Here is a 22,950-nt window from a genome sequence, read left to right on the forward strand (position 1 = left end):
ACGCCGGCTTTTTTAATGGCTATCCGAGACGCTACGAACCCAGGTGCTGTACCTGATCGATTTCATACTCCACATCACCGCCCGGAGTCTTGACGATCACTTCGTCCCCCTCCTCCTTGCCGATCAGCGCCCGTGCGATCGGCGAATTTACAGAGAGTTTACCCGCCTTAATGTCCGCTTCGTCGTCACCCACGATACGGTAGGTCACCTCTTCATCAGTCTCGACATTAATGATGGTGACCGTAGTGCCGAAAATCACCTTGCCACTCGGAGCGATGGCCGTGATATCGATCACCTGGGCGTTGGATAACTTACCCTCGATCTCACTAATTCTGCCCTCGGCAAACCCTTGCTGCTCGCGAGCCGCATGGTATTCGGCATTCTCCTTGAGATCACCGTGCTCCCGTGCGTCTGCTATTGCCGCAATAATCCGCGGGCGGTCAACCGATTTGAGCTGGTTGAGTTCCTCGCGAAGGGCTTTTTCACCCTCCACGGTCATTGGAATTTTAATCATCCAGAATACCCTTATGTAGATCCTGAAGGCGCCGAACCTGTCGCTCGGGACCAAATCCGATCGCTTCGGCGATCGCCTCCGCTCCGGCTATCGTGGTGGTATAAGGCACCTTATGCTGAAGCGACGAACGGCGAATTGTATAGGAATCGGTTGTCGCCTGGCGACCCTCAGTGGTATTGATGACCAGCGCAATCTCATCGTTCTTGATCATATCGACCAGGTCAGGACGCGCCTCAACCACCTTGTTCACCCGCTCAACCGGAATGCCCGCTTCGGCGATAGCGGCACAGGTACCACCGGTGGCGTACAGCGAGAAGCCTTCGTCGACCAGCTTGCGTGCCACACCGATGGCCCGATACTTATCTTCATCGCGCACACTGATAATGACATTGCCACTCTCTGGCAGATGTTCTCCAGCGGCCATATGCGCCTTGGCAAAGGCTTCAGCGAAGGTCACTCCAACCCCCATCACCTCACCGGTAGATTTCATCTCAGGGCCGAGAATCGGATCCACGCCAGGGAACTTGTTGAAGGGGAATACCGCCTCCTTGACACTGAAGTACTCCGGAATCACCTCCTGGGTAAATCCAAGCTCTGCGAGAGTCTTACCCGCCATAACCCGCGCCGCAATCTTGGCCAGGGAATCGCCGATGCACTTGGAGACGAAGGGCACAGTCCGCGAAGCACGCGGGTTCACCTCGATCACGTAGATCTGGTCATCCTGAATCGCCAACTGCACGTTCATCAACCCAACCACTTCGAGCTCCAGCGCCATGCGCGTTACCTGATCGCGGATACGCAGCTGGTGATCGTCACTGATGCTGTAGGGAGGCAGGGAGCAAGCGGAGTCACCGGAGTGAATACCCGCCTGTTCGATATGCTGCATAATGGCACCGATCACCACCTGCTCGCCATCGCATACGGCATCCACGTCCACCTCAACCGCGCGATTAAGGAAATAGTCGAGCAGCACGGGGCTGTCGTTGGAAACCTGCACCGCATCACGCATATAGCGTTTGAGTTCCTCGACGTTGCCAACGATCTCCATCGCCCGCCCACCCAATACATAGGAGGGACGCACCACCAAGGGATAGCCGATCTCAGCGGCCTTGATGATCGCCTCCTCCGTGCTGCGCACGGTGGCATTTTCCGGTTGCAGTAACTGCAAGCGTTGAATCATCTGCTGGAAGCGCTCACGGTCCTCGGCGCGATCGATCGCCTCGGGGCTGGTACCGATAATCGGCACACCCGCCGCTTCCAGGTCTCGAGCAAGCTTTAGTGGCGTCTGACCACCGTACTGAACGATAACACCCTTGGGCTGTTCGACATCGACGATAGCGAGCACATCCTCCAGCGTCACCGGCTCAAAATAGAGCCGATCAGACGTATCGTAATCCGTGGATACGGTTTCCGGGTTACAGTTCACCATGATGGTTTCAAAACCATCTTCGCGCATCGCCAGAGCCGCGTGAACACAGCAATAATCGAACTCAATGCCCTGTCCGATGCGGTTGGGTCCACCGCCGAGCACCATGATCTTTTCACGGGACGAGGGCATAGCTTCGCACTCCTCGTCGTAAGAGGAGTACATATAGGCAGTAGCGGAGGCAAATTCGGCGGCGCAGGTATCAACCCGCTTGTAGACTGGATTAACACCCAGCTTTTGGCGGTGCTCCCGGAAGCTCTTCTCGGTCACCCCCAGCAGCGCCGCTAGGCGCGCATCGGAGAAACCCTTGCGCTTGAGGCGATAGGTCAACGTCTCATCGCAATCATGCAGGCCCAGCGAGGCTACTTTCTGCTCATCAGCGATGATCTCTTCCAGCTGCACAAGATACCAGGGATCGACATGGCTGTGAGCGAAGACCTGCTCCATGGTCATGCCGGCGCGGAAGGCGTCGCCGATATACCAGATACGATCCGGGCCGGGGGTGCTCAGCTCCCGCACAAGACGCATCTGGGCATCCTCATCGGACAGGTCAATGATGGGATCGAGTCCGTGCACACCCACTTCCAACCCACGCAGCGCTTTCTGCAGGGATTCCTGGAAGTTACGTCCGATCGCCATCACCTCACCCACGGATTTCATCTGCGTGGTAAGTCGGTCGTTGGCTTTGGGGAATTTTTCGAAAGCAAAGCGCGGCACCTTGGTGACAACGTAGTCGATCGCCGGCTCGAAGGAGGCAGGGGTCACGCCGCCCGTAATATCGTTACTCAGTTCATCGAGGGTATAACCCACCGCTAACTTGGCCGCGATCTTGGCGATCGGGAAGCCGGTTGCTTTCGATGCCAGTGCCGACGAGCGCGAGACACGCGGGTTCATCTCGATAACGACCATACGGCCATCTTTGGGATTTAGGCCGAACTGGACATTGGAGCCCCCGGTCTCAACCCCAATCTCACGCAGCACCGCCAGCGAGGCGTTACGCATGATCTGGTATTCCTTATCAGTCAGGGTCTGGGCCGGTGCCACCGTAATGGAATCACCAGTGTGAACCCCCATCGCGTCGAAGTTTTCGATGGAGCAGACGATGATGCAGTTGTCGTTGCGGTCACGTACCACCTCCATCTCATACTCTTTCCAACCGATCAGGGATTCATCGATCAGCAGTTCGCTGGTTGGCGACAGGTCAAGGCCGCGCTCGCAGATCTCGACAAACTCCTCACGGTTATAAGCGATACCGCCACCGGTTCCCCCCATGGTAAAGGAGGGGCGAATAATACAGGGGAAGCCCAGCTCGGACTGCACCGCATGAGCCTCTTCCATGGTGTGGGCGATGCCCGCCTTGGGGGTTTCAAGACCGATATTTTTCATCGCCACATCGAAGCGTGAACGATCTTCCGCCTTGTCGATGGTATCGGCGTTGGCACCGATCATCTCGACCCCAAACTTTTCCAGCACCCCGTGATGCTCCAGATCGAGGGCGCAGTTCAGGGCTGTCTGTCCACCCATGGTGGGCAGGAGCACGTCGGGACGCTCTTTTTCGATAATCTTGGCGACGGTCTGCCAGCGAATCGGCTCGATGTAGGTGGCATCGGCCATGGCTGGGTCGGTCATTATGGTGGCGGGATTGGAGTTCACCAGGATGACCCGATAACCCTCTTCACGCAGGGCCTTGCAAGCCTGTGCACCGGAGTAGTCAAACTCGCAGGCCTGACCGATAACGATCGGGCCTGCACCAATAATCAGGATACTTTGGATATCTGTACGCTTTGGCATAGTGTAAATCTTCTGTCTGCTGGTCTCAGGATCGCCATTGCGACCCATGACAAAGGGTTGACGCCGTAATTAACGACGCTCGCGAATCAGATCGATAAAGCGATCAAACAGAGGTGCCACATCATGAGGCCCCGGGCTCGCTTCCGGGTGCCCCTGGAAACTAAAGGCTGGCTTGTCGGTCCGCGCAATCCCCTGCAGGGAGCCGTCAAACAGCGACTTGTGCGTCGCCTGCAGACAGTCCGGCAGTGAGCTCTCACTTACGGCGAAACCGTGGTTCTGACTGGTGATCATGACCACCTTCGACGCTAGATCCTGTACCGGATGGTTGGCGCCATGATGGCCAAACTTCATTTTCTCGGTTGTGGCTCCGCTGGCCAGAGCCATCAACTGATGGCCGAGGCAGATGCCGAACACAGGGATATCCGTTTCCAGAATCTGCTGGATAGCCGCAATCGCGTAATCGCAAGGCTCGGGGTCTCCCGGACCATTAGAGAGGAACACTCCATCGGGGTTCATCGCTAGCACCGCGCTGGCGGGCGTTTGCGCCGGCACCACGGTGAGGCGACAGCCGCGCTCTACCAGCATGCGCAAAATATTACGTTTCACGCCGAAATCGTACGCTACCACATGGAAAGGGAGGTCTGTGGCATCGGGATGTGAATCGGATTGCAGGCTCCATACGCTGTTGATCCACTCATACTGCTCGGCGGTGGAGACCTCCTTCGCCAGATCCATTCCCTTGAGGCCGGGGAAGGATTTTGCCAGCTTCAGCGCGCGCGCTTCGTCGATAGTATCGCCGGCTATAATACAGCCATTCAGGGCGCCCTTTTCACGCAGCAAGCGCGTCAGGCGACGGGTATCAATATCCGCGATCGCCACAACATTGCGCTCTTTAAGGTACTCATCCAGGGGCTGGCGGTTACGCCAACTACTGGCCAGCAACGGCAAATCGCGAATAATCAGGCCCGCTGCCCACACTTGCCGGGACTCTTCATCCTCGGGCGTGGTACCGGTATTACCAATATGTGGGTAGGTCAAGGTGACCATCTGGCGAGCATATGAGGGATCAGTGAGAATCTCCTGATATCCGGTCATCGCCGTATTGAAGACCACTTCGCCACTTGTTTCACCGGCCGCGCCGATAGAAACCCCTTTAAATACGCTCCCGTCTTCGAGAACCAATATCGCTGATTGGGTCAAAGATCCCTCCCCCTGTCATACCTGAAACTGCTAATCACATAATCAAAAAAAAACGAGATGAGCACCCGATGCCTCATCTCGTTCTTGTTGTTTTACATGTCGTAAAGCGCACCCGCCCATATTCGGACACAAAATTGGCGGGATTTTACGTAATTATTCCCTGCCTGTCCACGCTCATTTGCGCCAACTTCCACTAATCGAGTTCGAGCACATCCTGCATATCGAACAAACCCGTGCTCTTGTGCTGCAACCAAACCGCCGCTCGCACCGCTCCCTTGGCGAAGGTCATGCGACTGGAAGCCTTATGGGTGATCTCGACACGCTCACCTTCGGTCGCAAACAGGACGGTATGATCCCCGACCACGTCACCGGCTCGAATCGTTTCAAAACCGATGGTGTTACGGTCCCTCTTTCCTGTCACTCCCTCACGACCATAAACGGCGCACTCTGCCAAATCGCGACCCAGGGCATCGGCCACGACCTCCCCCATCCGCAACGCGGTCCCTGAGGGCGCATCAACCTTATGGCGATGATGCGCTTCAATAATTTCAATATCGTACTGATCACCCAGGGACTTCGCCGCAATCTCCAGCAACTTAAAGCACAGATTAACCCCCACGCTCATATTGGGAGCAAACAGCAGCGGGATATCTTCGGCGGCCACCTTTAGCTGGTGCTTCTGCTCATCGCTGAGCCCGGTGGTGCCGATAACGACAGCCTTACCGTGTTCGCGACACAACTCGACATTGGCGAGCGTAAACTCCGGATTAGTGAAATCGATCAGCACATCGAACAGGTCGAGCTTATCGGCCAACTGCCCACAGAGTTCGACACCCACCTTGCCAATACCGGCCATCTCACCGGCATCACTACCCAAAAGACTACTATCAGGGCGATCGATCGCGGCGCCCAACATGGCTTCCTCGCTATCGCTCAGCGCCTCGATCAAGACGCGCCCCATGCGACCCGCCGCACCCACTACCGCTACACGCACCATGGCTATCGCTCCCCCGTCAGGACTTCATGTCGTCGAAAAAGGTTTTTACACCCTCAAACCAGGAGGTCTTGCGCGGCGATTGCTTTCCGGTCCCCTCCTCCTCGAAGGAGCGCTGCAACGCTTCCAGCAACTCTTTTTGCTCTTTACTCAGGCTAACCGGTGTCTCTACTATAACGCGGCACATCAGGTCTCCCTGACTACCACCACGCACCGGTGTCACCCCCTTACCTCGCAAACGAAACAGCTTGCCGGTCTGGGTTTCAGCGGGAACCTTCAGCTTCACACGACCGTCGAGGGTGGGAACCTCAAGTTCGCCACCAAGGGCCGCATCCACGAAAGTGATAGGCACCTCGCAATAGAGATGCTTGCCGTCGCGATGGAAAATGGAGTGCTCGCGCACCGACACCTGCACATAGAGATCACCGGCGGGACCACCATTAACACCCGCCTCACCCTCACCGGCCAGGCGAATGCGATCTCCGGTATCAACCCCGGACGGCACCTTGACCGACAGAGTCTTGTACTCCTGCACCCGACCTTCACCATGGCAGCTACGGCAAGGATCCTTGATCTGCTTACCGCTACCATGACAGTTGGGGCAGGTTTGCTGCACGGAAAAGAAGCCCTGCTGCATGCGCACCTGGCCAACCCCCCCGCAAGTCGTACAGGTTTCCGCCTTGGAACCCTTGGCCGCGCCACTACCGTTACAGGGTTTACACTCTACCTGGGTGGGGATGCGAATCTTTTTAGTGACCCCCCTGACCGCCTCCTCCAGAGAGAGATCAAGAGGGTAGCGCAGATCAGAACCACGCTGTACCGAGCTGCGCTGGCCACCACCACCGCCGCCGCCACCAAATATGTCGCCGAATACATCGCCGAAAATATCGCTGAAGTTGCCCGCTCCGGCGCCGCCGAAACCGCCACCTCCCTGGCTCGCATCCACGCCCGCATGACCATAACGGTCATAGGCTCCACGCTTCTGCTCATCGGAAAGCACTTCGTAGGCCTCATTGACCTCCTTGAACTTCTCCTCGGCAGTATGATCATCAGGATTACGATCAGGGTGGTACTTCATCGCCTTGCTGCGATAGGCCTTCTTTAGGTCTTTTTCCGATACTTCACGGGAGACCCCAAGCACCTCATAGTAATCTCGTTTCGACATATCCGTTTTCCTGGCACCGTTGCCTAGATCGCAACCGCTAATATTTCACACTATTTTGATACAACAACGCGGGAGAGCATCTCCCGCGCTGTTAAAGACAAGCCCACAAGGTGGGCAAAACGACCTTACTTCTTGTCGTCTTTTACCTCTTCAAACTCCGCATCAACCGCATCATCAGCACTCGCCTTAGCTTCAGCTTCAGCACCGGCGTCCCCCGCTTCGGCCTCGGCAGCCTGCTCAGCGTAGAGCTTCTGGGCCAGAGAGGAGGAGGCTTCGGTCAAAGCCGTAGTCTTGGCTTCAATCAACTCCTTATCATCACCCTTGAGCGCCTCTTCCAGCTCTGTAATCGCAGTTTCGATGGCTGTTTTTTCCTCTTCGGTCGCCTTGTCACCCGCTTCCTCAATGGTTTTCCGCGTCGCGTGGATCAAGCCATCTGCGGTGTTACGCGCAGTAACCATCTCCTCGAACTTGCGATCCTCATCGGCGTTGGCCTCGGCGTCGGCAACCATCTTCTCAATCTCGTCATCAGACAGACCGCTAGAAGCCTTGATCACGATCGACTGCTCTTTGCCCGTACCCTTGTCCTTGGCAGACACATTCAGGATACCGTTAGCATCGATATCAAAGCTCACCTCAATCTGCGGCATGCCACGAGGAGCCGGCGGAATATCGCTCAGGTCGAAGCGACCCAGTGATTTATTCTGCGTGGCCTGTTTACGCTCACCCTGGCAAACATGGATGGTCACCGCAGGCTGGTTGTCATCGGCGGTCGAGAACACCTGGGACTTCTTGGTCGGGATAGTGGTGTTTTTCTCGATCAGTGGCGTCATCACGCCACCCATGGTTTCGATACCCAGAGTCAAGGGTGATACGTCAAGCAGCAACACGTCGGTCTTTTCACCGGACAGTACGCCCGCCTGAATCGCAGCGCCCATGGCAACAGACTCATCGGGGTTCACATCTTTACGGGGATCGCGCCCGAAGAACTCTTTTACCTTGCTTTGCACCAGCGGCATACGGGTCTGGCCACCGACCAGGATCACTTCATCGATATCAGAGATATCGATATCTGCATCCTTAAGCGCAGTACGGCAAGGCGCAATGGATTTTGCCACCAGATCCTCAACCAGCGATTCCAGCTTGGCGCGAGTCAGCTTGACGTTAAGGTGCTTGGGACCGGTGGCATCAGCGGTCACATAAGGCAGGTTGACGTCAGTCTGCTGCGCGGAAGAGAGCTCGATCTTGGCCTTCTCGCCAGCTTCCTTCAAACGCTGCATGGCCAGTGGATCACCCTTGAGGTCGATTCCACTCTCTTTCTTGAACGCGTCAGCCAGATAGTCGATAACACGCATATCAAAATCTTCACCACCGAGGAAAGTGTCACCGTTGGTGGCCAGCACTTCGAACTGGTGCTCACCGTCGACGTCGGCAATTTCGATAATGGATATATCGAACGTACCACCGCCAAGGTCATAAACTGCAACGGTCTTATCACCCGCTTTTTTATCCATACCGTAGGCCAGTGCGGCTGCGGTCGGCTCGTTGATAATACGCTTAACCTCGAGGCCGGCGATTTTACCGGCATCTTTGGTGGCCTGACGCTGGGAGTCATTAAAATAAGCCGGGACCGTAATAACCGCTTCAGTTACGGCTTCGCCGAGATAATCTTCGGCTGTCTTTTTCATTTTCTTCAGCACTTCAGCAGAGATCTGGGGTGGAGCCCTCATCTCGCCCTTGCACTCAACCCATGCATCACCGTTTTCGGCCTTAACAATTTTGTAAGGCACCATGGCGATATCTTTTTGCACTTCGGCATCTTCAAAACGGCGCCCGATAAGACGCTTGATCGCAAACAGGGTGTTATGCGGATTCGTTACCGCCTGACGCTTTGCCGGCTGGCCCACCAGAATTTCACCGTCTTCGGTAAAGGCGATGATGGAGGGAGTCGTACGATCACCCTCTGCATTCTCCAATACCTTGGCTTTATCACCATCCAGAATCGCCACGCAGGAGTTGGTGGTACCCAGGTCAATTCCAATAATTCTTCCCATCTTTTCTCTCCAGTCCCGCCCCGCGAAGGGCGTCAATTCGCTATCTAAAATTCGTTATCAACAATATGTGATCCGTGCAATCCGGCAACAATCGGCGCCGACTGTCGGCGCATCGATATCAGCGTTGCTGAACCGGCTTCTGTCTCTCTATATGCGTCCGCATTCGCTATTTTCAAGCCTGCTCGTCAACTTTTGACTGCGAAGCCTTGGAAACAACCACCATCGCCGGGCGCACCAGGCGGCCGTTGAGGGTGTAGCCCTTCTGAAACGCTGCGATTACAGTGCCCGGCTCAACATCCGCGTTTTCCTGCATACTCATCGCTTCATGCAGCTGGGGATCAAAAGGCTCTCCTACCGCTTCGATGGCCACCAGACCGTACTTACTCAATGCCCCCTGGAACATATTGAGGGTCATCTGCATCCCCTCAACCATCGCCTTTTGCGCCTCGTCCTCGACATTAGCGCTGTCGACGGCTCGCTCCAGACTGTCGATGACCGGTAGCAGATCAGCAGAGAAGCGCTCCAGCGCAAACTTGTGAGCCTTCTCGACATCCTGCTCCGCACGACGGCGAACGTTCTGCGTATCAGCTTGCGCCCGCAACACCTGCTCACTGGCCTTTACCAGCTCCGCTTGCGCCGCCTCAAGGTCTGCCTGCAAAGCCGACACCAACTCCTCCTGCGGCACTGCGTCCGCGCCCTCTGCTGCTACCTGTTCAGTCTGGGACTGCACCTCTTCGTTGAGGTCGGCCTGCACCTCTTCATGCTGCTCCGGGTTCGGTTTTTTGTCGCTCATCCGCATATCTCTCGCATTTTGATTCATGCAAAGGCGTTACCCTTCGCAACTAAAAGTCAGTGCTGCTCTATATGGGGTTACTCCGCAGGGTTTCAAGGGTTATTAGGGGGATTATATTCCTGCACCTGAAAAGCGTTGCACCGCCCGATCAAAATACTGTATATATAGACAGTCTAAACTGAACTATCTCCCGGAGCCCCGCGATGCTTATCCACCTGTCCATTCGCAACTTCGCCATCGTCGATCAGCTCGAGCTGGATCTCAAACGCGGCATGACCGTCGTCAGCGGTGAAACCGGCGCGGGAAAATCGATCATGCTCGACGCCCTCGGGCTAGCGCTGGGAGACCGAGCCGATTCGGCCAGTGTCGGGCAACAGAGTGAACGGGCCGAGATTCTGGCTAGCTTTGACCTGAGCCAATGCCCACAGGCACTGCAATGGCTGAGCGAGCGTGATCTGGCGCTGGAGCAGGAGTGTATTTTACGCCGAGTCATCACCCGCGAAGGGCGCTCCCGCGGCTATATCAACGGCAGTGCATCCCCTCTAACTGACCTGCGCGAACTGGGGGAGATGCTGATCGATATCCACAACCAGCACGAACATCAGTCCCTGCTCAAAAAGGAGGCCCATCAACGCCTACTCGATCGCTGGGCGGGTTGCGACGAGCTTGCGGGGCAACTACGCCAGATCTGGCAGCAATGGCAGCGCCAGCGCCAACAGCTTGAGCGACTGAGCAGTGCCAGCGAAGAGGATAGCGCACGGGTTCAACTGCTGAGTTACCAGCTCAATGAACTCACAACCCTCGACCCCCAACCAGGCGAGTACGAAGAGCTGGAAGCTGAATATCACCAACAAGCCAACGCCGGCCAGTGTGTGCAAAACTGCCAGCAAGCGCTGCAGCTGTGTGCCGAGGCCGACAGCGGCAATGCCCTGCAGCAACTCAACAACAGCCTGCATCTGCTGCATGAGATAGCAGCAGGTCACCCACAACTGCAGGAGAGCATTGACCTGCTCACCAGCGCCCGCATTCAGGTCGAGGAAGCCTGCGGTACCCTCAACCACTACCTCGACCACTTCGAGGCCGATCCCGAGCGATTGTATGAGCTCGAGGAACGCATTAACGGGTTTAACAGTATCGCCCGCAAGCATCGTACGGCCCCGATGGAGCTGGTAGGGCTGAGCGAACAACTTTCGGAGGAGTTAACCCAGCTGCAATGCAGCGATGAGCAGCTTGACCAGCTTGAGCACGAGATTCAGGCACTGCAACAGCACTATCAAACCCAGGCATTGAAACTGCGCAAACAGCGCGAACGTGCTGCACCGAAGCTGGCGAAGGCCGTAACGGAACAGATTCGTCAACTGGGTATGCCCCAGGGTGAATTCAGCGTCCAACTCACCCCTCTCAGCGACGGCACCGCTAACGGGCTGGAGAGCATCGAATTTATGGTGAGCGCGAACCCAGGTCAACCAGTGCGCCCCCTGCGTCAGGTAGCATCGGGGGGGGAGCTCTCGCGTATCAGTCTGGCGATTCAGGTGATCAACGCACAAACCAGCACCATTCCCACACTGGTGTTTGATGAGGTGGATGTGGGTATCGGCGGTGGTATCGCCGAGGTCGTCGGGCTACGTTTACGGCAGCTGGGAGAGGCCGGCGGGCAGGTGATCTGCGTCACCCATCAACCCCAGGTGGCCTCACAGGGGCACCAGCACCTGCAGGTGCAGAAGCAAAACCTGAAAAACCAGACCTATACCCGTATCGAACCACTGCAGGGGGAGCGCCGCATTGAAGAGGTTGCACGAATGCTAGGCGGTGTTGAAATGACCCAGCAAACCCTGGCCCACGCCCGTGAAATGCTGGAAAGGGCGAGCGTTTAAGTCAAACTCAGGGAGGTAAAACCTCAGCAACGCTTCTTAACGTACAACACCAACTTATGATCCATGAGATCGTAACCGTGATTGAGGGCGATCTCCTTCTGCAAGCGCTCGATCTCCGCACTGTAGAACTCAACGACCTGGCCGGTATCCACACACACCATATGGTCATGATGGTCATCCTTGGCGATCTCGAACACTGAGCGACCATCATTGAAGTTATGGCGAACCAGCAGCCCCTTCTCTTCAAATTGGGTGAGCACGCGATAGACCGTCGCCAACCCCACATCCTCGTCACTTTCGATCAACGCCTTGTAGACATCCTCGGCGCTCATGTGACTATTAGGGGCCGATTCGAGCAGTTGTAAAATCTTAACCCGGGGCGCAGTCACCTTTAGGCCAGCATTTTTAATGTCTTGCTCTTCCACAACTACTCCTTTCCTGTCGATTGACCCTTAGCAGATCAAAGAATATCGGGTATTATCACACTATCCGACAATCAAGTGAAAGCGCTCCCCACCAAGATGTATAACCTAATTAAGCACGGCCTGCTCGGCCTCTCGTTGGCAACCCTCGTCGGCTGCTCCGGATTTCCCGGCGTGCACAAGATCGATGTGCATCAGGGTAACGTAGTCACTCAGGAGATGGTTGACCAGCTTCGTCCCGGCATGACCGAGCGTCAGGTGCGCTTTGTTATGGGCACACCACTACTGGTAAGCACCTTCGACCCCAATCGCTGGGACTATATATACAGTATCCAGCGTGGCGGCAGGGAGCGCGCCCAGCAGACCCTCAGCGTATTTTTCGAAAACGGCGAGCTCAAGCAGCTGGCCGGTGATTTCCGCCCCAACTCCGGCATCAGTAAGACCGAGCAGGAACAGCAGGAGCGAACCAAGCAGCTACTGGAGGATGTCAGCGGAGAGATGAAAGCCGAAGGTGTCGACCCATCATCCGCTTCCCAGCAGCCTCGGGAAATTGGCAGCCCCAATATTGGCACCCCACAGTAGATTCACGACTCCCCTCCCACAATAAAAAGACCGCTTTATAAGCGGCCTTTTTATTGTGGGGGTCCAACGATGCGCTATCACCCACTCTCTTTTCGTGCCTTGGCGTCAGCGGCCCTTTGCTTACGCACAAGCTTCGGATCCACCAGTAAAGGCCGGTAGATCTCTACCCGCTCGTTGGCCACCAGCTCACGCTCCGCCGGCTTGGGTTCGCTCTTGCCAAACACCCCCATAGATGCGCTTTCCAACAGAATCTCCGGGAATTTATCCACGATCCCCGAGCGCTTCGCCGCCTCCAGCATGGTGGTACCACAGGGCACGCTGAGGGGAATAATCAACTGTTTTTCAGGCGTGGCATAAGCCACCTCAACCTGTATGGTTTCACCATCCATTTAACGGTATACCTCATTGGCGCGCTTGCAAAACGCATCCATCATCGTCTCCATCGCCTTATTAAATACCCCATTGAAGGTGGCCGCCAATAGGCGATTGGAAAACTCAAACTCCAGCTCCAGCTCCACCTTACAGGCATTATCCTCCAGCTCGGTGAAGCGCCAGCAACCCTGCAGCGTCGAAAAGGGGCCATCCACCAGCGCGATCTGCAGCTCCTTTCCCGGCAACAAACGATTGCGGGTGATAAAGCTATGCTTCAAGCCCGCTTTGCCAACATCGACCCGAGCCTCTATCTGGTCGGCTTCGCGTATAAGCACCTCGGCACCATCGCACCAGGGCAAAAACTGTGGGTAGGACTCCACATCCTCCACCAGCTGGTACATCTTCTGCGCCGAATGCATGATCAAGGCGCTACGACTTACCCTATGCATCGCTAATCAGGCACCGCTGAATTTCTGGTAGAGCGTCACCACGAACACTATAAACACCGCCAACGGAGAGATCACCCTCACCATCGCCCGCCACAGATTAAATCGAACCAGGCTCTTGAGGGCCAACTCATTCAACACCACGGAGCGCTTGATGATCCAGCCGGCAAAAATTGCGATAAACATTCCACCCAGTGGCAGCATGATATTGGCGGTGAGGAAATCAAACAGGTCAAACAGCCCCATCCCGAATAGCTGGTATTCAGCGCCAGACCAGACATTAAGCGACAACAGGCAACCAATACCCAGCACCCACACGATCAAACTCAATACCACTACCGAGGTAACCCGGCCGAGATTAAACCGCTCGGTCATCCAGGCCGCCGAGGGCTCAATCAATGAGATCGATGAACTCAGGGCCGCAATGGAAACCAGCAGGAAGAACACTCCACCGAGAATCTGGCCGCCAGGGATCTGGGCAAAGGCGGTCGTCAAGGAGATAAACAAAAGGCCAGGGCCCTGGGTGGCCTCCATGCCGTTGGCAAAAACAATGGGGAAGATGACCAGTCCCGCCACCAGCGCAACCGCCGTATCCAGCAGTGCCACCGTAATCACGGTACTACCAATCGACGCCTGTTTGGGCATATAGGCCCCGTAGGCCATGATGGCGCACATACCCAGACTCAGGGTAAAGAACGAGTGACCCAGCGCCGCCAGAACCGCATCCATGCTAAGTTTGCTGAAATCGAAATCAAACAGATACGCAAACCCCTCGCCGAAGTGACCGGTCTGGGTGGCGCTATACCCGAGCATACCCAGCAGCAACACAAACAGGGCGGGCATCATCACCTTGACGCTGTTCTCCAGGCCCTTGTGAATCCCCAACGCCACCACGATCGCCGTCATGGCCATAAAGACGCTGTGCCAGATGGTTAGCTTGGTAACATCCTGCAAAAGCCCTTCGCCAAACGCCTTGCCCACCTCATCGCCACTCATGCCATTGAAGTTACCCGCAAACAGCTCCACGGTGTAATCGAGGGACCAGCCCGCCACCACGCTGTAAAAGGAGAGGATCATGATACCCGCAAGGACACCCATCCAGCCCACTCCACCCCACAGGCGTGAGGCACCGGATTCCCGGGCTAGCTGCCCCATAGCGGTAATCGGGTTATGGCGTGCGTGGCGACCAATCAGCACCTCGGACATCATGATCGGAATACCCACCATGGCGATACACAGCAGATAGACCAGCACAAAAGCGCCCCCCCCGTATTCGCCCGTGATAAAGGGAAACTTCCAGATATTGCCCAGCCCTATTGCCGAACCGGAAGCCGCCAGAATAAAGGTCCATCTCGTCGCCCATGTCCCGGCTACTGTGGGTGTGTTGTCCGCCATCATTTACCTCTGTATTTGCCTTAACCCCAGACACAAGGCGCCCATTCTAGCGATTTAGCCCACCGACTCAACCTTTGATTGCCTGCACCCCACTCTCTCCCTATAATCCGCGCCATGGCAAAGAAACCGAAAAAATCTGCGGGCAACGGCGGCACCATCGTCGTCAACAAGAAAGCACGCTTCGATTACCACATCGACGACCGCTACGAAGCGGGGGTTATGCTCGCCGGCTGGGAAGTAAAAAGCCTGCGAGCGGGCAAGATCCAGCTCGTCGATAGCTACGTCATTCTGAAGGATGGAGAGGCCTGGCTGGTTGGCGCCCAGATCACTCCACTCAACACCGCATCGACCCATGTTGTGGCCGACCCCCGCCGCGACCGAAAACTGCTGCTTAACAAGCGCGAGCTAGCCAAACTACTGCAAACCATCGAGCAGCAGGGGCACACCTGCGTCTGCACATCGCTCTACTGGAAGCAGCATCTGGTCAAGGCCGAGATCGCTACGGCTCGAGGCAAAAAAGATTTCGACAAGCGCGCCACCGAAAAGGACCGTGACTGGGATCGCCATAAGCAGCGCATTATGCGCCACTAACGCCTGACGAAGTTATCCATAGCACCGCGCTAACAGAAGGAGGCCCTGCCTCCTTTTTTATTGCCCGTTAACGACAGAAGCAGCTATGGTAAGGCCCTTGATTCAGCCCGCGCAGGCTCCTTTATGAAGGTCATCTACTCCGAGCAACAACTGCTTCACGATGTTCCGTTCGAAGTTCTCGGTGGTGAGCCTACCCCGAACTTCGAGCAACCCCGGCGCGCCCTACAGGTACTCAACGCCCTCACGCAACGGGAGCTTGGCCCCGTAACCCCCCCCACCGAGCATGGAGTCGCCCCCTTAAAGCGGATACACAGTGCAGACTACATCGACTTTCTGGGCGATGCATGGAACCAGTGGCAGGCAACCTTCCCCGATAAAGCGGTGGCCCTGCCCTTTCTTTTTCCCAATCGCGGATTACGCCAACGGCTGCCACGCCATATTGAGGGACGACTGGGGTACTACGCTTTTGATCTCAGCGTTGGCCTGACAGCAACCAGCTGGAGCGCCATTCAGAGCTCGACCGATTGCGCCCTGACGGCCGCCGACCTGATACTGGCCGGGGAGAGCAGTGCTTTTGCCCTCTGTCGCCCCCCCCGGGCACCATGCTGGCCGCGACCTGATGGGCGGCTACTGCTATCTCAACAACGCCGCTATTGCCGCCCAGCACCTGATCGACCAGGGTCAGGGGCGGATCGCGATACTGGACCTCGATTACCACCACGGCAACGGCACCCAAAGCATCTTCTACCATCGTAATGACGTACTGTTCGCCTCGATTCATGGCGACCCCGACGACGAGTACCCTCACTATCTGGGCTTTGCCGATGAGACCGGCGAAGACCAGGGGCAAGGCTACAACCTCAATATCCCGCTGGCCCTTGGCCGTACATCCTGGCAGCAATACCGGCAAGCCCTCGAGACCTGCAGCCAGCGAATCGACAAATTTTCACCCGATACACTGGTGGTCTCGCTGGGGCTCGATACCTATAGCGACGACCCGCTGGGAGAATTTTCCCTGCAAAGCCTTGATTACCTGGAAATGGGCCGCATATTAAAGAGTATGGGGCTGCCGACCCTCTTTGTGTTTGAAGGGGGCTACGCCGTAGAAGCCCTGGGCGAGAATACAGCCAACGTGTTGCAGGGGTTTGAGCAGAAACCCTAACCCCGCCGCGCCGAAGGGTGTATAATCGCCTCAACTGAAGGTTTACCGGGGACGATTTGGATTCGACGACGGTGACGAAACCCGAGGTGCATGTCGAGAGGGTAGTGACTCTCGTAAAACAATCGCTGCAACTTTTATAGTTGCTAACGACGAAAACTACGCACTGGCTGCCTAAATCCAGCCTACGTCTGACATCGGATGCCTGTAAACGGGACTCAGACGGCACGCAGAACAGGATCGCGGCAAAGTTTGTCTGGAACGGCGCTGCTAAAACTCTAACAGACTCGCCCTCCTCGCCCTGATCGTCGGGCCGACTTGGGTTAACTCAGTAGACGCATCTAAGCATGTAGATCCAACGGCAGAGTGCTGGCGGACGCGGGTTCAATTCCCGCCGTCTCCACCAAATACGAAACCCCAACTGTTATCAGTTGGGGTTTTTTATTGCCTAAAACCCGCGCTACAGCCCTTATGTGGCAGGGACTTACGGACTTCGCCACCGTTGTAATCGCGGACTTTCACCGGCAATTCTTCTCTGAATGGCCGAATACTCTCAGTACCTCTCCTCATCACGCCAAGCCCAAGTCCATGAGCTGAGAACAGAGAACCCTTTAAAATCAGTAGCTTATTAATGGACTCAGGAAAGGAGTTTGATTAAAAAATTGGGTTAGCTGCGTAACTTGAGCCATCTTAGATAGACAGAAAACAATATGAAAATCTGCGCCCTAGATTTGCCCCAAAACAGATAATTGATGGGAGTGTTAGATAAAACAGCTGCATCACAGCGCAATGCAACCAACGCTTTCCGCCTCCTAGTGCGAACTGAGACAACTGGACAGGTAGAACAAAATTGACTTTTTATGTACATAACTGTACTTTTTCGACATTTTTACACCGAGTGCTTGGTGAGCGTAATGCCCGATCAAATAATGACCATCAAAGAGGTTGCGACCTACTTGAAGGTGAATGACAGAACAATATACAGAATGGCTATGTCAGGGAAGATCCCTGCCTTTCGGGTAGGTTCATCGTGGCGTTTCAAGTCCTGTGAAATCGACGCATGGATTGAGTCAGAACACAATTCCATGCAGCAGCCATTATTAAAAAAAAACATAGGTTAGGGGAATCGCCTTACATGACCACATTAGCAGCCATTGATTACGCCCCAGAAGAAGAACAGCTCGTTACTCCCAGAGCGTACCCGCAGCTCATAAAATATATGGGATCAAAGGCTAAAATCATCAACTTTGTTTCAGAATCTATTCAGTCAATTTACAACGGTGGCGTTGTTTGTGATTTATTTAGCGGAGCTGCCAGCCTGTCAGGGGCATTAGGCGCATCCTATCCCATTTTAACCAATGATATTCAGCACTATTCATCGCTCATTGCTTCTGTCTATTTAAAGCCTGTTAAGAAGATAGACAGTGAATCATTGATGCAGGAAGCAACGGATTACTACAAAAAAGCCAGAGCGAAAATCACCACGGATATTGAGTATGAAGGCTTTGACTCTCTGGAAGAGTTCAATGAGATTGAAGAACGCAATCGTGCGCTTATCGATCAGACATTCCGCCATCATTATCATTTATTTGTGAAGAATTATTCTGGCACATGGTGGTCTGCGGAGCAGTGCCTTTGGATCGATGCTATCAAACAGGCAATTGATAAGCGCGCTAAGAATGGAGAATTTAAACAGGCGGAATATGCCCTTACCATGTCTACCTTGCTTCATGCAATGGCATATAGCAGTCAGGGAACAGGACATTACGCGCAATATCGGGATGCAAAGACAGAATCTTCTATGCTCGATATTAATATCTATCGACAGAAAATTTTACAGAATCTTTTCGTCAAAAAGCTCGACCAGATGATTATCTGGTCAAAAGAAAATGTCACCGACCTTAACCATTCCATTACCACGCTCAATTACACAGACTGCCTTAAAAAATTAAAGGGTGGTACTGTTTACGCTGATCCCCCTTATGCCTTTGTGCATTACAGCCGCTTTTATCACGCAATGGAAACGCTTTGCCTCTATGACTATCCTGACCTTCAAATTAAAGGTGGCAGCATCGTTAAAGGGCGTTACAGGGAAGAACGCCACCAATCACCTTTCTGCATAAGATCACAGGTAAATGGCGCATTTGAAGATCTGTTTGCTGGCGTTAAAATGGCAGGCGCCAACCTTGCATTGAGTTACAGTGATACAGCAATGATTTCATTGGAAACCTTGCTAGATATATCGAAGAAAACACTTAACTCTAATTATGAAATCTGGGTTGAAGATCTGGATCATCAACACATGACAATGGGTCGCCAGAATGATCGTTCTCGTGACGTTAAAGAATTAATGTTACTGGCGAGGAAAAACTAATGGCGAAAGGTCTTGATGCACTCAAAGTATCGCTCACCAAGAACGGCTATTTCAAGGTCGCAGAGGTCATCAAAAAGCATCCTAGAAATGAAATCCTCGACAATATCGAAGGGGTTTATGAGAGCATCAATTTAGAGGGTGCTCAAATTAAAGGGATGCTTTCCTACAATGAAACTACGGGTGAATTTCCCGAAGTGTGGGATGAGGTAAGACCTCTGGGCGATAAAGCTATTGAAGCACTGGTGTTTATTTCAATCATCTACTCGCATAAAACCCTAATTGAAGTGCTTTCCAAATCCAAATTATCGGAAATGCGTGGATGTTTAAAGCGGGATGATCTCGCAGAAAAAGCCTATACAAACCTTGTCTATTCAATGAATAAACAGGGCATGTGTCCACTTAATCAGGGCGCACATGAAACCGATTACGATGTATCGCCTTTATTCCTCCTGGAGATTGGCCCGCTTGTTAAAAAGGTCATTGGCTATAAGCTCCAAAAGACTGGCTGGAAAATTCCTGCACCCGATGATTATTTTTCACGGGATTTCTACGAGCAGTGCGCCTATTACGGCTTCCATGATGTGCTTGGCATATCAATGGAGCAGTTCAAACAATGGCTTGAAGGGGATGAAGTTAAGAAAGAAGAGCCGCCCAAGCTCGACCTTGTAGATCAGGATACAGAAACCAGTGCTGTGCTGATTTCTGCACTCGCATCGAAACCGTTTGTGATTCTGGCAGGCACGACAGGCACAGGAAAAACCAAAACCATTCGTGACCTTGCCGCAAAAATGAATCCTGTACCTGATGAACCCGACTTTAATCATGCCTTTATTCCTGTAGAAGCAGGCTGGACAGATGGTCGTCATTTGCTTGGCTATAAAAATCCATTTGGCAGATCGGGCGAGAATTATGTAACAACCAAACTGATTGATACCTTGCTGAAAGCTAATTATCCCGAATATGCCAACATACCGTTTTTCATTATCTTGGATGAAATGAACCTCTCGCATGTTGAGATGTATTTTTCTAAATTCCTCTCTGTAATGGAAACTGCAAAAGAGGAAAAATCCGAGCCTGTGCTTGGTTTGGAAGAGTTGCACCTGCTGTATAAGTCAGGGGTAACAGATCCTATTCAAACTACTTACATTCTCAATGCGATTAAGAAAAAAGGACTCTACATTACCGACAATGTGTTTTTTATCGGTACGGTTAACATGGATGAAACCACCTATATGTTTTCCCCTAAAGTGTTGGATCGTTCCTTTGTTATTCAATATGCACCACCCAGACCGTCAAGTGTCGGGCATGAATTTACCTTGTTCGAAGAGGATGTATTAGGCGTATCGACAGAGAAACTCTCTACCTTTATGACGGGCAGTGCTGCTATTGACCTCAGCTCTGATTATGACGCTTATCTTGACGAGCTGTTTGATGTGCTTGGTAAATTCCGTTTCGGGCCGCGCACGACCAACGAGGTTCGCCGCTATATTTCGGTATGTAGCAAGCTCCATGAGAATTTCACTGCCAAAGATGGTTACAACTCAAAAACCGCGATTCTTGACCGTGTGACGGTACAAAAGATCCTTCCCAAGATTCACGGCAACAGAGATACATTAACGCCGATATTTAAAGGCATGAAAGCCCTCTTTGAAAAAGAAGGGTTAACGCAATCTGCCGAGAAGCTGGAGCAGATGCGGAAAGATGTTATGAGCACCGGCTTTGCTAACTATTTCTCGACATTATGATGCGTGTACGGAAGCTCGTCATTGCTGATTCAGGCATTTTATTTAGCCTTTATCCTAACGGAGTCAGGGCGTTTAATGATGCGTTGATGATTGATCTTGAAGGCAATGAGATACGTGGCATTCCCGATGATAAGCCATGCCGAGGAATTCCCCTACTGGCTTATCATGCTGATGCGGATATTTTCCAGAAGATCCAACTGCGCGATAATACGGAATATGAATTTGCTATCGAGTTACCACTCACGGCAAATGATTTTTTAGCAGCTTGCGAAGATAACCCTATCTTTCCGTTTACCGATGCAGGAATCAAACATCTGGTGAAATTTAACGGCCCCGATTCCTGTGCAGAGCTACAGGGCGGGCGTTATCGCATTACGGGGCGGTTTAATTTCGAGAACAGTGCAGGCACAGCTTATCTTGATATTGAGGTCGAGCAAGGCACGTCCATTTCTATCCCTGTTGAAGTGCTGACGCAAAAACTCGATTACTACGAAGAGTTTCAACAGCTCCTTCATCAAATATCAGAATATAGTGCTTCTCTGCTCATACGCTTTGACAATGCCACAGAAACCGCCTTTGGTGTTTCTGCTGATAATGAAATTTCTCCGATGGCGGAGCTAATGGCATTCAGGCGATTATTCCGCAATGGTCGTTTGACCAACTATGTGCGCGAGATTATCAATAATCCATCTTCAAAAATATCGTCCGTCATCGCCAAAGAAAATGCTGCCTTTGCCACAAATCCCGATTGGGCGACATTAGCGCAATCCGCCATTGATTATGACTTTATGCGCGGTGGAGTATTACAGGACAGCTTTTCGGGGCATACACCGTTAACTTTGCCAGAACGCCGCATTAAAACGTCCTATGACACCAAAGATAATCGTTTTGTAAAAACCTCGCTGATGCTGTTAAGGGAGCGATTGCAGCACCTAAAAAGGCGGATGCCTAATAAGTATGAAGCCTCGCACAATGCGATGAATAATTGGAGTGAAGAACTCGACGCTATTCTGTTTCATCCCTTCTGGCAGGAGATAGGCACAAGCGAGGAATTTCCTAACTCGATGGTAATGTCTAACCGCAAAGGCTACCGCGAGTTTATGATGTTTTACCTTGCTTTTGGCTTGAGCATCAAACTCGAAAGCGAAAGCACATTGCTGGCTGTAGGCGGTGATATAAAACCTGTTCCTGACCTTTATGAGATGTGGTGCTACCTGATGATGCACGACTTACTTTGTCGCCTGACGGACTCTACAGGCGACCCAGATCTGTCTTTTATGAACCGAGATAAAGAGTTTATGAAAGACCTTATCAGCAAGAACGATAAGCCAATTAAATTTCTGTACAGCCACGATGATAAGCAGGTCATTCTCCAACTTTATTACAACAAAGATTTTAATCTGCTCGATGATAAATCAACGCAGTGGGCGGATTCCTATTCTGGCGTGTTTAACCCAGATGTAAGCATTTCTATGGAAATGCACGGCATTGTTCACTGGCTGCATTTTGATGCGAAATACCGCCTTGATTTATCAAAGTGGAAATCAGAATTAAGTGGTAGCGATATTGCATCGTCCTTCAAGCGTGAAGATATTCATAAAATGCACACCTACCGTGATGCGATACTTGGTAGTAGAGGAAGCTATGTTCTCTATCCGGGAAATGAGCGTATAAATGAACTGTATGTGCGTAACCCAGATAAAGCCTATCGGAATAGTAACCTTATGCCGAGCGTCGGTGCCTTCCCTCTAAAACCGACAGAAACAGACGTTCAGAGCGAACAACTGGGCTGCATTAGCAAACACATCCAAAACTGCATCCACTCGTTGATAAAAAATGATTTCAATTATGAAGAAGAGTATGGCTTCCGATAAAGTATCGATTCAGCACTCCGCCGCTTGAGGAGGCCGTTTAGCTTCCGCCCATCCGCCCAAACCCAACGCATGAATTGCTCTGGCGCTTCGCTATTGTAAACCTCCCTGTTTTAGTGCCACTGGTTTTTAGAGTTTTCCAACCGTTTCTCATGAGTCACCAGGTACTCTCGAGGAGTCAAGTT

The 22,950-nt window shown here is 53.0% G+C and carries 19 protein-coding genes, 1 other RNA gene and 2 pseudogenes; 10 read left to right on the top strand and 12 right to left on the bottom strand.

Annotation, left to right across the window (positions count from 1 at the left end; translation table 11 throughout):
• Nucleotides 1–31: 31 nt before the first annotated feature.
• From greA to grpE, 7 genes are all read right to left on the bottom strand, one after another.
• The gene (gene greA, locus ACP3PW_RS00695; protein ID WP_426414732.1) at nucleotides 32–514 is read right to left on the bottom strand and encodes a transcription elongation factor GreA; all 483 of its coding nucleotides are present in this window, start codon (nucleotides 512–514) and stop codon (nucleotides 32–34) included.
• Entirely contained in the window at nucleotides 507–3,731 is a 3,225-nt protein-coding gene (gene carB / locus ACP3PW_RS00700; protein ID WP_426414733.1) for a carbamoyl-phosphate synthase large subunit, read from the bottom strand. Before carB ends, greA begins: the two co-directional genes overlap by 8 nt.
• A 69-nt stretch (nucleotides 3,732–3,800) precedes the next feature.
• Nucleotides 3,801–4,931, bottom strand: a complete 1,131-nt coding sequence (gene carA, locus ACP3PW_RS00705; protein ID WP_426414734.1) for a glutamine-hydrolyzing carbamoyl-phosphate synthase small subunit — start codon at nucleotides 4,929–4,931, stop codon at nucleotides 3,801–3,803.
• 193 nt (nucleotides 4,932–5,124) lie between these two features.
• Complete coding sequence (gene dapB, locus ACP3PW_RS00710) at nucleotides 5,125–5,928, bottom strand: 4-hydroxy-tetrahydrodipicolinate reductase (RefSeq protein WP_426414735.1); 804 nt, start codon at nucleotides 5,926–5,928, stop codon at nucleotides 5,125–5,127.
• A 16-nt stretch (nucleotides 5,929–5,944) separates the two neighbouring features.
• On the bottom strand, nucleotides 5,945–7,090 hold the full coding sequence (gene dnaJ / locus ACP3PW_RS00715) for a molecular chaperone DnaJ (RefSeq protein ID WP_426414736.1): 1,146 nt from the start codon (nucleotides 7,088–7,090) through the stop codon (nucleotides 5,945–5,947).
• A gap of 125 nt (nucleotides 7,091–7,215) precedes the next feature.
• Nucleotides 7,216–9,141 (bottom strand): molecular chaperone DnaK, encoded by a 1,926-nt coding sequence (gene dnaK / locus ACP3PW_RS00720; RefSeq protein WP_426414737.1) that lies wholly within the window; start codon nucleotides 9,139–9,141, stop codon nucleotides 7,216–7,218.
• 172 nt (nucleotides 9,142–9,313) lie between these two features.
• The gene (grpE, locus tag ACP3PW_RS00725) at nucleotides 9,314–9,934 is read right to left on the bottom strand and encodes a nucleotide exchange factor GrpE (RefSeq protein ID WP_426414738.1); all 621 of its coding nucleotides are present in this window, start codon (nucleotides 9,932–9,934) and stop codon (nucleotides 9,314–9,316) included.
• A 203-nt stretch (nucleotides 9,935–10,137) separates the two neighbouring features.
• Between grpE and recN the strand changes: the two genes are divergently transcribed.
• A complete protein-coding gene (gene recN, locus ACP3PW_RS00730) occupies nucleotides 10,138–11,808 on the top strand; it encodes a DNA repair protein RecN (protein WP_426414739.1) in 1,671 nt (556 codons plus the stop codon).
• Nucleotides 11,809–11,831: 23 nt separating this feature from the next.
• Here the strand turns inward: recN and fur are convergent, their stop codons facing one another.
• The gene (gene fur, locus ACP3PW_RS00735) at nucleotides 11,832–12,233 is read right to left on the bottom strand and encodes a ferric iron uptake transcriptional regulator (RefSeq protein WP_426414740.1); all 402 of its coding nucleotides are present in this window, start codon (nucleotides 12,231–12,233) and stop codon (nucleotides 11,832–11,834) included.
• 96 nt (nucleotides 12,234–12,329) lie between these two features.
• Here fur and ACP3PW_RS00740 point away from each other — a divergent pair, with 96 nt between their 5' ends.
• Nucleotides 12,330–12,812, top strand: a complete 483-nt coding sequence (locus tag ACP3PW_RS00740; protein WP_426414741.1) for an outer membrane protein assembly factor BamE — start codon at nucleotides 12,330–12,332, stop codon at nucleotides 12,810–12,812.
• A 77-nt stretch (nucleotides 12,813–12,889) separates the two neighbouring features.
• On the opposite strand, the gene ACP3PW_RS00745 is transcribed toward ACP3PW_RS00740, so the two are convergent.
• The 3 genes from ACP3PW_RS00745 to ACP3PW_RS00755 are packed head-to-tail and all read right to left on the bottom strand — an operon-like array spanning nucleotide 12,890 to nucleotide 15,028.
• Entirely contained in the window at nucleotides 12,890–13,201 is a 312-nt protein-coding gene (locus tag ACP3PW_RS00745) for an RnfH family protein (protein WP_426414742.1), read from the bottom strand.
• Nucleotides 13,202–13,633 (bottom strand): type II toxin-antitoxin system RatA family toxin, encoded by a 432-nt coding sequence (locus ACP3PW_RS00750; RefSeq protein ID WP_426414743.1) that lies wholly within the window; start codon nucleotides 13,631–13,633, stop codon nucleotides 13,202–13,204.
• 6 nt (nucleotides 13,634–13,639) lie between these two features.
• Nucleotides 13,640–15,028: a sodium-dependent transporter gene (locus ACP3PW_RS00755; protein WP_426414744.1), complete on the bottom strand. Its 1,389-nt coding sequence runs from the start codon at nucleotides 15,026–15,028 to the stop codon at nucleotides 13,640–13,642.
• 111 nt (nucleotides 15,029–15,139) lie between these two features.
• Here ACP3PW_RS00755 and smpB point away from each other — a divergent pair, with 111 nt between their 5' ends.
• The 8 genes and pseudogenes from smpB (at nucleotide 15,140) to ACP3PW_RS00795 (ending at nucleotide 22,768) form a co-directional block, all read left to right on the top strand.
• Nucleotides 15,140–15,616 (top strand): SsrA-binding protein SmpB, encoded by a 477-nt coding sequence (gene smpB / locus ACP3PW_RS00760; RefSeq protein WP_426414745.1) that lies wholly within the window; start codon nucleotides 15,140–15,142, stop codon nucleotides 15,614–15,616.
• Nucleotides 15,617–15,739: 123 nt separating this feature from the next.
• Nucleotides 15,740–16,138, top strand: a pseudogene (locus ACP3PW_RS00765) (histone deacetylase family protein); the annotation flags it as partial.
• A 46-nt stretch (nucleotides 16,139–16,184) separates the two neighbouring features.
• On the top strand, nucleotides 16,185–16,778 hold the full coding sequence (locus ACP3PW_RS00770) for a histone deacetylase family protein (RefSeq protein WP_426414746.1): 594 nt from the start codon (nucleotides 16,185–16,187) through the stop codon (nucleotides 16,776–16,778).
• 47 nt (nucleotides 16,779–16,825) lie between these two features.
• Nucleotides 16,826–17,181: a transfer-messenger RNA gene (gene ssrA, locus ACP3PW_RS00775) on the top strand.
• Between the two features lie 523 nt (nucleotides 17,182–17,704).
• A complete protein-coding gene (locus ACP3PW_RS00780) occupies nucleotides 17,705–17,896 on the top strand; it encodes a helix-turn-helix domain-containing protein (protein WP_426415894.1) in 192 nt (63 codons plus the stop codon).
• A gap of 14 nt (nucleotides 17,897–17,910) precedes the next feature.
• Complete coding sequence (locus ACP3PW_RS00785) at nucleotides 17,911–19,149, top strand: DNA adenine methylase (RefSeq protein ID WP_426414747.1); 1,239 nt, start codon at nucleotides 17,911–17,913, stop codon at nucleotides 19,147–19,149.
• Nucleotides 19,149–20,894 carry a hypothetical protein gene (locus ACP3PW_RS00790; RefSeq protein WP_426414748.1) on the top strand — a complete coding sequence of 582 codons (1,746 nt, stop codon included), beginning with the start codon at nucleotides 19,149–19,151 and terminating at the stop codon, nucleotides 20,892–20,894. Before ACP3PW_RS00785 ends, ACP3PW_RS00790 begins: the two co-directional genes overlap by 1 nt.
• 86 nt (nucleotides 20,895–20,980) lie before the next feature.
• Complete coding sequence (locus tag ACP3PW_RS00795; RefSeq protein WP_426414749.1) at nucleotides 20,981–22,768, top strand: DUF2357 domain-containing protein; 1,788 nt, start codon at nucleotides 20,981–20,983, stop codon at nucleotides 22,766–22,768.
• Here the strand turns inward: ACP3PW_RS00795 and ACP3PW_RS00800 are convergent.
• Nucleotides 22,741–22,848: pseudogene (locus tag ACP3PW_RS00800) on the bottom strand (glycoside hydrolase family protein); the annotation flags it as partial. The gene ACP3PW_RS00795 and the pseudogene ACP3PW_RS00800 sit on opposite strands and share 28 nt — an antisense overlap.
• Nucleotides 22,849–22,950: the final 102 nt, after the last annotated feature.

The sequence above is a fragment of the Aestuariirhabdus sp. LZHN29 genome, from assembly GCF_049985285.1.
GTDB lineage: Bacteria > Pseudomonadota > Gammaproteobacteria > Pseudomonadales > Aestuariirhabdaceae > Aestuariirhabdus.